This window comes from Pseudomonas sp. CC120222-01a (assembly GCF_003097235.1).
Classification (GTDB): domain Bacteria; phylum Pseudomonadota; class Gammaproteobacteria; order Pseudomonadales; family Pseudomonadaceae; genus Aquipseudomonas.
Window position 1 is genome coordinate 17,520 of sequence record NZ_QEQQ01000021.1, and the last position, 14,638, is coordinate 32,157.

A 14,638-nucleotide genomic window follows, 5' to 3' on the forward strand; every position below is an offset into this window, starting at 1 on the left:
CATCCGCCGTTAAAGCAGGCCATGTTGGCCGCCAGGCGCCACTGCCATCAGATCGGAGTTTTGAAGACCATGAGTGTTGAGGCTCAAAAGGAAACACTAGTCTTCCAGACCGAGGTAAAGCAGCTGCTGCACCTCATGATTCACTCCTTGTACTCGAACAAGGAAATCTTCCTGCGTGAACTGATCTCCAACGCCTCCGACGCCGCCGACAAGCTGCGTTTCGAGGCCCTGGCCAAGCCAGAGCTGCTTGAAGGCGACGCCGACCTGAAGATCCGCCTGAGCTTCGATAAGGACGCCGGTACCGTCACCCTCGAGGACAACGGCATCGGCATGAGCCGTGAAGATGTCATCGCCCACCTGGGCACCATCGCCAAGTCCGGCACCGCCGACTTCATGAAGAACCTCACCGGTGACCAGAAGAAGGACTCGCACCTGATCGGTCAGTTCGGTGTGGGCTTCTACTCGGCCTTCATCGTTGCCGACAAGGTCGATGTGTACAGCCGCCGTGCCTGCCAGCCAGCTACCGAAGGCGTGCACTGGTCGTCGAAGGGCGAGGGTGAATTCGAGGTCGCGACCATCGACAAGCCGCAGCGCGGCACTCGCATCGTCCTGCACCTGAAGAAGGACGAGCAGGAGTTCGCCGATGGCTGGCGCCTGCGCAACGTGGTCAAGAAATACTCCGACCATATTGCCCTGCCGATCGAACTGCCCAAGGAGCAGGCCGAAGCGGCCGAAGGCGAAGAAAAACCAGCGCAGGAATGGGAAACCGTCAACCGCGCCAGCGCCCTGTGGACCCGTTCGCGCTCCGAGGTCAAGGACGAGGAATACCAGGAGTTCTACAAGCACATCGGCCATGACTTCGAGAACCCGCTGGCCTGGAGCCACAACAAGGTCGAAGGCAAGCTCGAATACAACTCGCTGCTGTACGTGCCGGCCCGCGCACCGTTCGACCTGTACCAGCGCGAAGCGCCACGTGGCCTGAAGCTGTATGTCCAGCGCGTGTTCATCATGGACCAGGCCGAGTCGTTCCTGCCGCTGTACCTGCGCTTCATCAAAGGTGTGGTCGACTCCAACGACCTGTCGCTGAACGTCTCCCGCGAGATCCTGCAGAAAGACCCGATCATCGATTCGATGAAGACCGCGCTGACCAAGCGTGTGCTGGACATGCTGGAGAAACTGGCGAAGAACGAGCCTGAGCAGTACAAAGGCTTCTGGAAAAACTTCGGCCAGGTGCTGAAGGAAGGCCCGGCTGAAGACTTCGCCAACAAGGAAAAGATCGCCGGCCTGCTGCGCTTCGCCTCCACCCAGGACGACAGCGGCGAGCAGAGCGTTGCCCTGGCTGATTACCTGGCGCGTGCCAAGGAAGGCCAGGACAAGATCTACTACCTCACCGGCGAGTCCTACGCGCAGGTCAAGAACAGCCCACACCTGGAAGTCTTCCGCAAGAAAGGCATCGAGGTCCTGCTGCTGACCGACCGTATCGACGAGTGGCTGATGAGCTACCTCAACGAGTTCGATGGCAAGGCATTCGTCGACGTTGCGCGTGGCGACCTGGACCTGGGCAAGCTGGATTCGGAAGAGGACAAGAAAGCCCAGGAAGAAGTAGCCAAGAACAAGGAAGGCCTGGTCGAGCGACTGAAAGGTGCCTTGGGTGACAGCGTCGCCGAAGTGCGCGTCTCGCACCGCCTGACCGACTCGCCGGCGATCCTCGCCATCGGCGAACAGGACCTGGGCCTGCAGATGCGCCAGATCCTCGAAGCCAGCGGCCAGAAGGTGCCGGACTCGAAGCCGATCTTCGAGTTCAACCCGACTCACCCGCTGATCGAGAAGCTGGACAACGAGCAGAGCGAAGACCGCTTTGCCGAACTGTCGCACATCCTCTTCGATCAGGCCGCGCTGGCGGCCGGTGACAGCCTGAAAGACCCGGCAGCGTACGTTCGTCGCCTGAACAAGCTACTGGTCGAGCTGTCTGCTTGAGTTGATGCACAGGAAAGCCCGCTTCGGCGGGCTTTTTTTATAGTGAGTGCCTAAGGAGTGCTTGATGAGCAAGGTAATCGTCGAATCGCTGGTCTATCACCTGTCCGGCAAGACCTATGAAAGCCGCCTGGTCTACGAGCCAGGTGCACTGGGCCGCCCGGGCCTGGTGATGGCGCCGAACTGGATGGGTATTGGCGAAGGCGCCGAGCGTATCGCCAAGGAAGTGGCCGAGAAGGGCTATGTGGTACTGATTGCCGACCTGTATGGGCAGTCGGTGCGTCCGTCCAATGCCGATGAGGCAGGGGCGGCGATGATGCCCCTGAAGAACGACCGTGGCGAATTGCGCAAGCGCATGAAAGAAGCGCTGGACCAGTTGCTGGGGCAGTCCAAGGCGCTGCTGGAGCCGGGCAAGGTGGCCACCTTCGGCTTCTGCTTCGGTGGCTGCTGTGCCCTGGAGCTGGCCCGTACCGGTGCGGACCTGAAAGCGGCGGTGTCGTTCCACGGCACACTGGACACCCCGAACCCGGAAGACGCCAAGCGCATCAAGGGCTCGGTGCTGGTATTGCACGGTGCTTCCGACCCGTTGGTGCCGAAGGAACAATTGCCAGCGTTCGAAGATGAGATGAACGCCGCCAAGGTGGACTGGCAGCTGCTGAGCTACGGTGGTGCGGTGCACTCGTTCACCGACCCGAATGCCAATGTGCCGGGCAAGATGCAGTACGACCGTCGCACCTCGGAGCGGGCGTTCCGCTCGATGCACAACCTGCTTGCTGAAGTGTTCCAGCGTTGACATCGCAGGGGGGGCCGCAACGCGGCCCCGTTTTTTAGCGTGGCAACTCGATCCTTGAGGTTTCCCCAGGCACTGTCGGCCAATCCCCGGCAGCCCACTTGACCCTGGCCTGCTCGATCAGCGCCGCATCACTGGCCACAAAGTTCCAGTTCATCCGCCGTGGCCCATCCAGTGGCTCGCCACCAATCAGCACCAGCTGGCATTCTTCCTCCGCATACAGCGTTACCTCTTCGCCCTCCGGCAGTACCACCAGGCTGTAAGCCTCGACCTGCTCATCATCCATCAGCAACTCGCCATCGAGCAGATACAGCGCCCGCTGGGCATGTTCGACTGGCACCACGAGGGTGGTAGCCGGTTGCATCAACACCTGTGCATAGAGGGTAGGGGAGAGCACCGGCACCGGTGACTCCAGGCAGAAGCCACCGCCAGCAATCATGCAGATGCGCACGCCCAGGTTGTCACTGACCGGCAGGCTCGCCGCCAGATGGTGGCTGTAGCTCGGCTCGCACTGTTCATGCGCCTGTGGCGAGGCCAGCCACACCTGCAGCCCGTGCAAGCGTGAACCATGGGCCAAGGCGTCTGCCGGCGTGCGCTCGACATGCGCCACGCCTTTGCCGGCGGTCATCCAGCTCACGTCTCCAGGCAGCACGCGTTGCTCCGAGCCCAGGCTGTCCTTGTGCAGGATCGCGCCTTCGAACAGGTAGGTGAGGGTGGAGAGGCCGATATGTGGGTGCTGGCGGATATCCATGCCATGGCCCGGTGCATAGTCGGTCTCGAGCATATGGTCGAAGAACACGAACGGGCCGACGCTGCGGCATTGGGCCGAGGGCAGCGGGCGCAGGATCGGCTGGCCCTCGACCGATTCGGCGCGTGGGCGGATGATCAGCGGGCTGCTCATGGCGGGCTCCAGGCGAGTTGGAAATGCCCCAAGCATAGCGGTTTGCCGAGCAATGCTGAACCGTTGCGCTGGCGGCCCGGTCTACCCTGCTGATGCCCGCAGAAGGAGGTTGCCCATGATTGCCAGAGCGCTGGTCTGCATGCTGTTGTCTGGCTGGCTATGCCAGGCGGCCCAGGCCCGTGACTATCGCTTCAGTGATGCTCATCTGCACTACGTGGATTTCTTTCAGGAGACGGAGGGCATGCCGGCGCTGATCAAGGCCATGGATGCTGCTGGTGTCGAGCATTCGATGATTTCCGGCATTCCGGTGGCCAAGAAATGGCACGAAGACGAACCCAAGCGCCCGCGCTATTACGCTGGCGACGACGCCGATGCCTATTGGTACAGCGCGACCGATACCTATGTCGCTGCCGCGTTGGAAAAACTACCGCCCGAGCAGCGAAAGCGTTTCCATCCGTTTCTGACGGGCTTCAACCCGGTGGACAAGAATGCCGTCAGCCATATCGAGCGCATGCTCGAACTCAACCCGGGGCTGTGGCAGGGGATCGGTGAAGTCTTCACGCGCCATGACGACCTGACCGCGCTCACCAGTGGCGATACACCGCGTGCCAATAACGAGGCAATGACCCGCATCTACCACCTGGCGGCGGAGCGCGACATGCCGGTGTTGCTGCACTCGAACATCACCTCCAAGCGAGAGCGCAATCCGCTGTACCTGGCGGAGATTGAAGAGCCGTTGCGCAATCATCCGCATACCCGCTTCATCTGGGCGCACGCGGGCAGCAGCGCGGAGATTCATCGGCATCAGACGCGGATGGACTTTCTGTTGCCGGTGTTGACCCGCTTGCTGGCGGACTATCCGAATTTATATGTGGATTTGTCGTGGAGTGTCCTGGAGCCCTATCTGCTGGACGAGCAGGGCGTGCCGCGCCAGGAATGGGTCGCGCTGGTCGAGCAATATCCAGACCGGTTCATGCTGGGTTCGGATGTGGTGGGGCGGTTTGGCAGCCTGGGGGAGCAGATGCACGGGTTCAGGCGGTTTCTGGATGCCTTGCCTGAAGAGGTGGCCAACAAAGTGGCCAAGGACAACTTCCTGGCTGTGTTGCCCAAGGTGAAGTAGAGGTCCTGGCAGGCCTCACAAATGAAAACGCCCCGAACCAGTCGGGGCGTTTTCAGTTACCGCAGCAGCGTCTTACTTGCCAGTCCAGCGCTTGAGCACCAGAGTGGCGTTGGTGCCGCCGAAGCCGAAGCTGTTGCTCATGACCGTGTCGATCTTGGCGTTTTCTTCGGTCTTGCGCAGTACCGGCAGGTCGGCAACTTCAGGGTCCAGCTCGTCGATGTTGGCGGAGCCGGCGATGAAGTTGTTTTCCATCATCAGCAGGCAGTAGATCGCCTCGTGCACGCCTGCGGCACCCAGCGAGTGGCCCGACAGGCTCTTGGTCGAGCTGATCTTCGGAGCCTTGTCGCCGAACACTTCACGCACACCTTTCATTTCCGCAACGTCACCGACCGGGGTCGAGGTGCCGTGGGTGTTCAGGTAGTCGATCGGGGTGTCGACGGTGGACAGCGCCTGCTGCATGCAGCGGATGGCGCCTTCGCCGCTTGGTGCGACCATGTCGTAGCCGTCGGAAGTGGCACCGTAGCCAACGATTTCGGCGTAGATCTTGGCGCCGCGGGCCAGAGCGTGCTCCAGCTCCTCGACCACGACCATGCCGCCGCCGCCAGCGATGACGAAGCCGTCACGGTCGGCGTCGTAGGCGCGCGAAGCCAGTTCCGGGGTTTCGTTGCGCTTGGTCGACAGGGCGCCCATGGCATCGAACAGGAACGACTGGCTCCAGTGCTCTTCTTCACCGCCACCGGCGAAGACGATGTCCTGCTTGCCCCACTGGATCTGCTCCAGGGCGGTGCCGATGCAGTGTGCGGAAGTAGCACAGGCCGACGAGATCGAGTAGTTGATACCCTTGATCTTGAACGGGGTGGCCAGGCACGCCGAAACGGTGCTGCCCATGGTGCGGGTGACGCGGTACGGGCCGACGCGCTTGACGCCTTTCTCGCGCAGGGTATCCAGCGCTTCCATCTGGTTCAGGGTCGAGGCGCCGCCGGAGCCGGCAACCAGGCCGGTACGCGGGTTGGAAACCTGCTCTTCGGTCAGGCCCGAGTCCTTGATCGCGTCCTGCATCGCCAGGTAGGCGTAGGCAGCAGCGTGGCCGACGAAGCGGTAGACCTTGCGGTCGATCAGTTCTTCGAGGTTGAGGTCGATGGACCCGGAAACCTGGCTACGCAGCCCCATTTCCTTGTATTCCGGGTTGTAACGGATACCCGGACGGCTGTTGCGCAGGTTTTCGGTGACGGTAGCTTTGTCATTGCCCAGGCACGATACGATGCCCAGACCAGTGATAACGACGCGGCGCATGCGAATAACCCTTAGAAATTGTCAGTGGAGGTGAACACGCCGACACGCAGGGCTTCGGCGGTGTAGATCTCGCGACCGTCGACGCTGACCGAGCCATCGGCGATGGCCATGTTCAGCTTGCCCTTCAGGACGCGCTTGATGTGAATGTTGTAGGTGACTTTCTTGGCGGTAGGCAGTACCTGGCCGAAGAACTTAACTTCGCCCGAACCCAGCGCACGGCCACGGCCCGGCAGGCCCTGCCAGCCGAGGAAGAAGCCGACCAGCTGCCACATGGCGTCGAGGCCCAGGCAGCCCGGCATCACCGGGTCGCCTTCGAAATGGCAGGCGAAGAACCACAGGTCCGGGGTGATATCCAGCTCGGCGACCAATTCACCTTTGCCGTACTTGCCGCCTTCTTCGCTGATATGGGTGATGCGATCGACCATCAGCATGTTCGGCGCGGGCAGTTGCGCATTACCTGGGCCGAACAGCTCACCGCGACTGCAGCGCAGCAGGTCTTCCCGAGTAAAGGCGTGTTGTTTGGTCATGCGAGCTCCTCAATAACCCCCTGTGGCAGGGGATGAATCTTCCCGGCCGACCCTTTTTGCTTCTGGGGCGGCAGCCTACAGGTAGACTATTGCGTTGTGGTGAAAGTCACAGCGCACCTGGCGAAAGAAGTACAGGTGTGCACTGAAACGTCTATTTTCAGGCCCGAACAAGGTCCTGTCCAGTACTTAAGACTGCCGCACTTTAGCATTTATCGCCAGTCGCTGTTGTCCGTCCAGGCAACCAGCGCTGCAATACCCGCTGCAGCTCGGTGCGGCGGAACGGTTTGCTCAGGTAATCATTCATGCCGGCGGCCATGCACCGTTCGCGGTCGCCCTGCAAGGCATTGGCGGTCAGGGCGATGATCGGCAACTGGCTGCAGGCCGGCAGCAGGCGGATACGCCGGGTCGCTTCGTAGCCATCCATCTGCGGCAGGCGGCAATCCATCAGCACCGCAGCGAACGGTTGCTGGCTGACCTGCTCAATGGCCTGAAGCCCGTCGTGGGCCACGCTGACCTCCATCCCCAGGCTGCGCAACATGGCTTCGATGACACTCTGATTGACCGGATTGTCTTCCACCAGCAGGATGCGCTTGCCGACCTCGAGTGGCGCGCTGGCCGCCGAGCTGCCGGGCAACGTTGCCGGGGTGGTACTGGCCAGAGGCAGGGGCATTTCCAGGGTAAAGGTCGAGCCCAGCCCTTCGCGGCTTTCACCGCGCAGCTTGCCGCCCATGCGTTCGGCCAGGGTGCGGGCGATCGAAAGGCCCAGGCCGGTGCCGCCATAGCGCCGTGAAATGGAGCTGTCGGCCTGCTGGAAGGCAACGAACATCATTTCCAGGCGTTCGCTGTCGATGCCGATGCCGGTGTCACGCACGCTGCAGGTGAACCAAAGCAATTGCCGGTCCAGCAACTGCCAGCGCGCTTCGACCTGGACCTGGCCGCGCTCGGTGAACTTCAGGGCGTTGCCGATCAGGTTGAGGAGGATCTGGCGGATGCGCGTCGGGTCGCCGACCACCTGCGGCTGTGTGCCCTCTGCCGGCAACTGCAGGTGCAGGTCCAGGCCGCGCTGCTGGGCGCTGTGCTGGAACGACTGCACGCTGCTGGCGATCAGCTCAACCAGGTTGAAGTCGATGTGCTCAAGCTGCAGCGTCGTGCGTTCGATGCGCGAGAAGTCGAGGATGTCATTGATGACCTTCAGCAAATGCCCGGTGGACTCGCTGGCCACTGCGGTGTAATCCGCCTGTTCAGTGGTCAGCTGGGTGGTCTCCAGCAATTGCAGCATGCCCAGCACGCCGTTCATGGGGGTGCGCAATTCGTGGCTCATCATGGCCAGGAACTCCGACTTGGCGCCGTTGGCCTGTTCGGCTTCCTCGCGCGCCTGGATCAGCTGGGCGATGGCCTGTTTCTGTTCGGCGCTGGCCTGGTCCAGGGCATTGGCGAGGTTGTTGATATGCCGCGCCAGGTGGCCGAGTTCGCTGTCGTCAACCACCGGCAGGGGTGCGTTGTATTCACCCTGCTGGATGGCCTTGACCGCATGGCCCATGTCGCTGATCGGCTTGGCCAGGCTCATGGCCAGGCGGCGGGCAAGAAGGAAGGTGAACAGCAAGGCGAACAGCGCCAGGATGGCGGCCTTGATCACGATTTCCTGCTGGCGCTGGCTGAAGGCATCGTCCGACATGCCGACGATCACCCGGCCCAGGTAATCGTCGCCGATGGCCGGTGTCGGCGCCTTGCCCTGTTGCAGGAAGTCGCTGTCCAGGCGGATCTGCTGCAGGCGGATCGGTGCCTGGAACACTTCCACCTGCTGCGCACGGTTGTTGCTCTCGTCCTGCTGCTCGACGTACACCAGGATGTGGTTGCGGCTGTCCTGTACCTCGAGGAAACGCACGTGCGGGATGCTCAGGGTGGCGCGCATCAGGCCTTCGAGGACTTCATTGTTACCGGAGATGACACCGTACTCGGAGGCCGGTGCCAGCTGGTTGGCAATCAGCTGCCCGGTGTGGTTCAGCTCCTGGCGCAGATCCTGGATCCGCACGAAGGTGAAAAAGCTGATCAACAGCAAGGTCAGCAACAATGCCGGGCCCAGGCTGATGATCTGGGTACGGGTGTGGATGTCCCAACTCAGGCGTTTGCTCATGGGGTGGGCTCTCCTTCGGCCAAGGCCTTGGCGGTGGCGTTCGGATCGATCGGTTCAAGGCCCAGGGCACGCGCCACCTGCTGGTTGCCGCTGACGGCATAGCGCGCCGGGTAAAGGCTGCGCGGCCAGTGCGCCGGCGGCTGGTCGAGCAACCGGTCGAGCACGGCCAGCCAGTCGTCCTGGTCGCTGTAGGTGCTGGCCAGGGCGCCAGCGCGGACGAAGCCGGCGTTCGGGCCGATCAGCGCCATCTGCCGGCCGTAGCTGCTGAGCAGCAGGTTCTTCGCTGTCTTGGAGTTGTACAGGTCGGGGTCGTCGAGGCCCAATAGCACGTCGCTGTTGGCCAGCAGATGTTGCAGGGGCCGGCTGTCGCGTTGGTCCGGCCAGTCCTGGGCGACGATCTCCAGGCCCAGCGGGCGTGCTGCCTGGCGCAACTCGTCGAGTAGGAAGTGGCTGTGCTCACCGTACAGCACGCCGATGCGCTGGGCCTGTGGCAACAGGTAGCGGGCCAGGCGCAGCTGCCGTGCCAGCGGCGGGTCGCTCCACAGCAGGGTCAGGTAAGCAGGGCGCGACTTTCCCAGGCGTTGTTCAGCCTGTACCCGGCTGATGCGCATGGCGAGCGCGGGTGGCCCGCTGTTATCGCTCAGGCGCCATTCCAGCGCGCTGTTGTCGAGCAGCACCAGGCGCACGTCAGCCTTGAGCTGAGCGGGGCGCGGCAGCGCAGCGGTACTCTGGAAGCGCACCTGGTCATGGCTGCGGCGGCCTTGCAGGGCTTCGACGAAGCTGCGAAAGCCAGGCTGTTCGTCGCCGCCGACCAGCAGGATTTCGCTGGCGGACAGCGTACCCAGTGGCCACAGGCAGAACAGCAGCAGGCGCAGCAGCCGGGCCATCAGAACTCCAGCTCCGCGCTGACGCTCAGGCGGTGGCGGCTGTCATAGCGGTTCTGCTCCACGGTGGTGGGTTGATCGTCCAGGCGTTGCTGCCACAGCGCGGCCAGTTCCAGCGTGCTGCCGTGGATATGGAAGCGCTTGGCCACGCGCAGGTCGACGCGTTCGTAGCGGTACGTGTTGAGGGCGTCGTCGCCGTAGTAGAACAGCGCACTCGACCAGCCCTGGCCCCATTCGCGCATCCAGCCGGCCGAGCCGCTATTGTGGGCGCTGAGGCGACGGTCGGCGGGGTTGCTGGCCCAGGCATCGACATAGGCATAGGTCAGGCGCAGGCGGTCGCGTGGCGCCAGGCGCCAGTCGAACTGCGCCTCGCTTCCGCTGAAGCGAGCCTTGTTGGCGTTGCTGGCGATGTACTGGTTGTTCTTCAGGGGCTCGCTGATCATTCCGGTGATCTCGTCGTAGAACAGCTTCACATCCATGCTCAGGTCGAGGTCGCTGAAGTAGCCGTTATAGCCCAGCTCGCGCGAGCGCATGCGTTCCTGTTCGAGGTCGCCAGGGCCGCGGGTCTTGACGAAGTATTCGGCATTGCGCTGGCCGAATGCGGCGGGGCTGAGGTTCTTGACCGTGTAGCTCCAGTTGACGTTGTTCTCGAACATGTCCGGCGAGCGCACGGCTTCGGAGTACACCGCACGCAGGCCGTGGCGCGGCGTGATCAGGTAGTTGACCGCCATGCGCGGGGTCAGCGAGCTGCCGGACAGGCGCGAGTCCTCGAACATCGCGCCGCCCTGGAGGATCCAGTGCTCGTCGGCGCGCCACTCCAGCTGGCCGAACAGGCGCCAGGTCTGGTCGTCGATGCTGCCGTCGAAGTAGGTCTGCGAGTCGGCGCGATCATAACGGTAGTTCATGCCGCTGAGCAGACGCAGGCTGTCGGTCAGGCTCAGGGTGTCCTGTACTTCCAGGTCATAGCGTGTCTCGCGTGTGCTTTGGTCGACATCGCCGCAGACCACATTCTTGCCACCCTGGTTGTTCCACTGGTCCTTGATCGCATCGACCAGCGCCTGTTCTTCCGGGTTGCTGCTGCTTGGCGGGTTGTTCGCACCGCGGGCAACCTTTTCGGCGAAGTCGGGGTTCATCTGCCACAAACGGGTCAGTTCGGGGCTGAACGACAGCGCCGCATCGCAGGCGCGCCAGACCTGCTGACGGTCGAAAAGCTGGGCCGAACCCTGCACATACAGGCTGTGCTCAGGGTTGAAGTCGATGTTCCAGCGCACCGAGCCGGCATAGTCCTTGGCGTTGACATCGGCGTTATCGCCGGTCTGGGTGACGTAGGGGAACACCGGCTGATAGGTATACGGTCGCTGGTTGCTGCCTTCCTTGGCCGCCAGTTGCCATTCCAGGGTCTGGTCTGGCGCCAGCACGTGGCTGACACTGAGGTTGAAGCGGTTCAGGCGGCGGCTGTCACGGTAGTCCTGGCCGAACTGGTTCTCGTCGAAGCCATCATCCTGCTGGCCGGACACCGACAGGCGCATGTCGCCGCCGTCCCAGCCGAAGCCGTGGCTGAGGTAATAGTCATTGATGCCATCCTGGCCGCGGGTCAGTTTCATCCGCGTGCCGTGGCTGTCGGCCGGGTTGCGGGTGAGGATGTTGACCACCGCCATCAGTGCGTTGGCGCCGTAGCTGACGGTGTTGGGGCCGCGGAACACTTCGATGCGCTCGATGTCCTCGATGGCGACCGGGATGTCGCTCCAGTCCACCGTGGCCAGGCCTGCGCGGTACACCGAGCGGCCGTCGATCAGTACCTGCATGCGCCGCGCATCGTTGACGTTGCTGCCGTGGTAGTTGACGGTTGGCTGGTTGCCGGCGCCGTAGCCGATCATCATGCCCGGTACCAGGCGCAGCAGTTCAGGGATGTCGCGGGCACCGCTGGCGCGAATCAGCTCGTTGTCGAGTACGGTCATGCTGCCTGGTACCGCCGCCGGAGATTGTTTCAGGCGAGTCGCGGTCAGAACCTGCGGCAGGTCGGTGTTGTCGATGAACAAGTCGTCGGCCATGGCCGAACCGCCGATCAGGGCAGTCAGCAACAGCAGGCGAGGGTAGGGGGGCGGGCCGGGCAACACAGGACAGCCTTGTCTCAGGATTGAAACAGGCATGGTAACTGACCGGGCGGGTTTTGCCAGTGGGTTGCGGGGGATTTGCGGGGTTGGGATGGGGTGTGGGGCGGGGGTGCATGTCTTGAAGGTTTCAGCGCCTGTGAGAGGTGCATGCCTTGAGAGTCCCTGCGCCTGTGAGATCGAGCGCCGCCCGCGCGGCGCATCGCGGGCAAGCCCGCTCCCACATTTGTTTCGGGCCAGTTACTCCTGTCCCGCCAACAGGATCCGCCTTGATGCATGACTGAAGACCGATGAGGCACAGCTTGCGCCCACCTCAATATCGAAGGGAACAAACAAGGCGGTCCCTGTTGGCTTCACAGGAGAGATTGGCCCGAAACAAATGTGGGAGCGGGCTTGCCCGCGATGCGCCGCGCGGGCGGCGCTCGATCTCACAGGCAGCAAAAATCCCCCGGCGAACCCAAAAGAACCCACCACTGGCTCTGTAGCAAGCGACCCGTATAATGTTCAAGTCGCCACTTAACTTAATGGCTTTAACGGATTGAATATGACTGAACAGCAACCTGTTGCAGTTCTGGGAGGCGGCAGCTTCGGCACCGCCGTGGCGAACCTGCTGGCCGAAAATGGCGTACCGGTGCGTCAATGGATGCGCGACCCCGAGCAGGCCGAGGCGATGCGGGTCAACCGCGAGAACCCGCGCTACCTCAAGGGCATTCGCCTGCAGGACGGTGTCGAGCCGGTCAACGACCTGCTGGCGACCCTGCAAGCCAGTGACCTGATCTTTGTCGCCCTGCCTTCGAGCGCCCTGCGCAGCGTGCTGGCGCCCCATGCCGAGCTGCTGCGCGGCAAGTACCTGGTCAGCCTGACCAAGGGCATCGAGGCGCAGAGCTTCAAGCTGATGAGCCAGATCCTCGAGGAAATCGCCCCCGAGGCCCGCATCGGCGTGCTCTCTGGCCCTAACCTGGCCCGCGAGATTGCCGAGCATGCGCTGACCGCCACCGTGGTCGCCAGCGAAGACGAACAACTGTGCCAGCGGGTGCAGGCGGTGCTGCACGGGCGCACCTTCCGGGTCTATGCCAGCAGCGACCGCTTCGGCGTCGAGCTGGGTGGTGCGCTGAAAAACGTCTACGCCATCATCGCCGGCATGGCCGTCGCCCTGGGCATGGGCGAGAACACCAAGAGCATGCTGATCACCCGTGCGTTGGCCGAGATGACCCGCTTTGCCGTCAGCCAGGGGGCCAACCCCATGACGTTCCTTGGCCTGGCGGGTGTCGGTGACCTGATCGTCACCTGCTCGTCGCCCAAGAGCCGCAACTACCAGGTCGGTCATGCCCTGGGCCAGGGCCTGAGCCTGGAGCAGGCGGTCAGCCGCCTGGGCGAAGTGGCCGAAGGGGTCAATACGCTCAAGGTGCTCAAGGCCAAGGCCCAGGAAGTGCAGGTCTACATGCCGCTGGTGGCCGGCCTGCACGCCATCCTGTTCGAAGGCCGCACGCTGAACCAGGTGATCGAGCACCTGATGCGCGCCGAGCCCAAGACCGACGTCGATTTCATTTCCATCAGTGGTTTCAATTAAGCGAAGGAGCAGCACATGAACGATACCCCCGAGCGCGCCCAGCGCGAGTCGATCATCCTGCGGGTGCTGTGGATGCTGGTGTTCCTGGTGGTCTGGCAACTGGCCGAGCTGCTGCTCGGCGGCCTGGTACTGGTGCAAATGATCTACCGCCTGGTGTATGGCGCACCGAGCGCCAGCCTGATGAACTTCGGTGACAGCCTGAGCCAGTACCTGGCGCAGATCGGCCGTTTCGGTACCTTCCACACCGACCAGAAACCCTGGCCGTTCGCCGACTGGCCGGCAGCCCGTGCCCCGGAAGGCGAGGCGCCCCATGCCGTGGCCCCGGCACCGCACCCGGTGCGTGACGAGGAGCCCAAGCTGTGAAGCTGTGGGTGCTGCGCCACGGCGAAGCGGAGCCACGCGCCAACACCGACGCTGAGCGGCGCCTGACCGGCCATGGCCGCGAGCAGGTGCTGCACAGTGCGGCCCGACTGCTTGGCCAGCCGTTGCAGGCGATCATTGCCAGCCCGTATGTACGCGCACAACAGACGGCGGCCCTGGTGCATGACACCCTGGGCTTCGCCGAGCCCGTGCGCACCGTGCCGTGGCTGACGCCTGACAGCGACGTGCGGCAGGTGATCGGTGAAATCGAGCGCCTGGGCCTGGAGCATGTGTTGCTGGTCAGCCACCAGCCACTGGTGGGGTCGCTGGTCGGCATGCTCGAGCATGGCCATGTGCAGCAGCCGGCGCCCATGAGCACCGCCAGCCTGGCGGAGCTGGAAGGCGACTGGCCGCTGGCAGGGCTGATGACCTTACGCGCGCTTAATTCGCCAGAGTGACCGCAAGCAACTGGCATTTTTGCCAGTTGCCAGCCATTTGGATCCAACGGATGCTTGGCGCCAGGTTGTTCAGCAGATGACAGGGCAGGGAGCGTTGAATGAGCGGGTTGATGCACGAGCTGTTGCGCTCTCTGGATCTGCAACCAACGATCGAAGCCGTACAGCGTGACAACCGTCTCGATTTCGCCCAGTACGCCCTGTTGCGCGAGGCCGCCGACGCCAAGTTCCATCACCTGATGAGCAGAGTCCGTAACACGGTTGAGCAGCGCCCCATGGACAACCTGCTGGTCGAGCAGGACCTGCACGAACTGCAGCAGTCCTGCATACGCATGTCCCACCTGCTGCAGACCAGCTGCCTGGCCCTGCGCCGACTGCAACTCGATGTCCATGACCAACGCCTGGCCCGTGAGGCGCTGGAAAGCCAGATTGCCTACATGCAAGCCTGCCTGCGCCGCTCGCTGGCCAGTTTCGACGAGTCGGCATGACCTGATTGCCCTTGGCGATGACATTTACAGA

General features: G+C 63.0%; 13 protein-coding genes. 7 read left to right on the forward strand and 6 right to left on the reverse strand.

Annotated elements, in window-relative coordinates; genetic code table 11:
• The first annotated feature begins 69 nt into the window (after positions 1 to 69).
• On the forward strand, positions 70 to 1,977 hold the full coding sequence (gene htpG / locus N430_RS22630; protein WP_110639026.1) for a molecular chaperone HtpG: 1,908 nt from the start codon (positions 70 to 72) through the stop codon (positions 1,975 to 1,977).
• 64 nt (positions 1,978 to 2,041) lie between these two features.
• Positions 2,042 to 2,767: a dienelactone hydrolase family protein gene (locus N430_RS22635; RefSeq protein WP_110639027.1), complete on the forward strand. Its 726-nt coding sequence runs from the start codon at positions 2,042 to 2,044 to the stop codon at positions 2,765 to 2,767.
• Positions 2,768 to 2,801: 34 nt separating this feature from the next.
• On the opposite strand, the gene N430_RS22640 is transcribed toward N430_RS22635, so the two are convergent.
• A complete protein-coding gene (locus N430_RS22640) occupies positions 2,802 to 3,665 on the reverse strand; it encodes a pirin family protein (protein ID WP_110639028.1) in 864 nt (287 codons plus the stop codon).
• Between the two features lie 115 nt (positions 3,666 to 3,780).
• Between N430_RS22640 and N430_RS22645 the strand changes: the two genes are divergently transcribed.
• Entirely contained in the window at positions 3,781 to 4,785 is a 1,005-nt protein-coding gene (locus tag N430_RS22645) for an amidohydrolase family protein (protein WP_110639029.1), read from the forward strand.
• 72 nt (positions 4,786 to 4,857) lie between these two features.
• Here N430_RS22645 and fabB read toward each other — a convergent pair whose 3' ends face one another.
• The 5 genes from fabB to N430_RS22670 form a co-directional block, all read right to left on the reverse strand.
• The gene (gene fabB, locus N430_RS22650) at positions 4,858 to 6,078 is read right to left on the reverse strand and encodes a beta-ketoacyl-ACP synthase I (protein ID WP_050706509.1); all 1,221 of its coding nucleotides are present in this window, start codon (positions 6,076 to 6,078) and stop codon (positions 4,858 to 4,860) included.
• 11 nt (positions 6,079 to 6,089) lie between these two features.
• A complete protein-coding gene (fabA, locus tag N430_RS22655) occupies positions 6,090 to 6,605 on the reverse strand; it encodes a 3-hydroxyacyl-[acyl-carrier-protein] dehydratase FabA (protein ID WP_012315334.1) in 516 nt (171 codons plus the stop codon).
• Between the two features lie 202 nt (positions 6,606 to 6,807).
• Positions 6,808 to 8,739, reverse strand: a complete 1,932-nt coding sequence (locus N430_RS22660) for a response regulator (RefSeq protein WP_110639030.1) — start codon at positions 8,737 to 8,739, stop codon at positions 6,808 to 6,810.
• Entirely contained in the window at positions 8,736 to 9,626 is an 891-nt protein-coding gene (locus tag N430_RS22665) for an ABC transporter substrate-binding protein (RefSeq protein WP_110639031.1), read from the reverse strand. Before N430_RS22665 ends, N430_RS22660 begins: the two co-directional genes overlap by 4 nt.
• Entirely contained in the window at positions 9,626 to 11,773 is a 2,148-nt protein-coding gene (locus tag N430_RS22670; RefSeq protein WP_178083404.1) for a TonB-dependent siderophore receptor, read from the reverse strand. The genes N430_RS22665 and N430_RS22670 overlap by 1 nt, the downstream gene beginning before the upstream one ends.
• Positions 11,774 to 12,278: 505 nt before the next feature.
• Here N430_RS22670 and N430_RS22685 point away from each other — a divergent pair.
• The 4 genes from N430_RS22685 to N430_RS22700 all read left to right on the forward strand — a co-directional run bounded on the left by N430_RS22685 (position 12,279) and on the right by N430_RS22700 (position 14,607).
• Positions 12,279 to 13,304 carry an NAD(P)H-dependent glycerol-3-phosphate dehydrogenase gene (locus N430_RS22685; protein WP_079228990.1) on the forward strand — a complete coding sequence of 342 codons (1,026 nt, stop codon included), beginning with the start codon at positions 12,279 to 12,281 and terminating at the stop codon, positions 13,302 to 13,304.
• Between the two features lie 15 nt (positions 13,305 to 13,319).
• Entirely contained in the window at positions 13,320 to 13,667 is a 348-nt protein-coding gene (locus N430_RS22690) for a DUF4389 domain-containing protein (RefSeq protein WP_110639033.1), read from the forward strand.
• Complete coding sequence (gene sixA, locus N430_RS22695; RefSeq protein WP_110639034.1) at positions 13,664 to 14,122, forward strand: phosphohistidine phosphatase SixA; 459 nt, start codon at positions 13,664 to 13,666, stop codon at positions 14,120 to 14,122. The genes N430_RS22690 and sixA overlap by 4 nt, the downstream gene beginning before the upstream one ends.
• A gap of 110 nt (positions 14,123 to 14,232) precedes the next feature.
• Entirely contained in the window at positions 14,233 to 14,607 is a 375-nt protein-coding gene (locus tag N430_RS22700; protein ID WP_110639035.1) for a hypothetical protein, read from the forward strand.
• Positions 14,608 to 14,638: the final 31 nt, after the last annotated feature.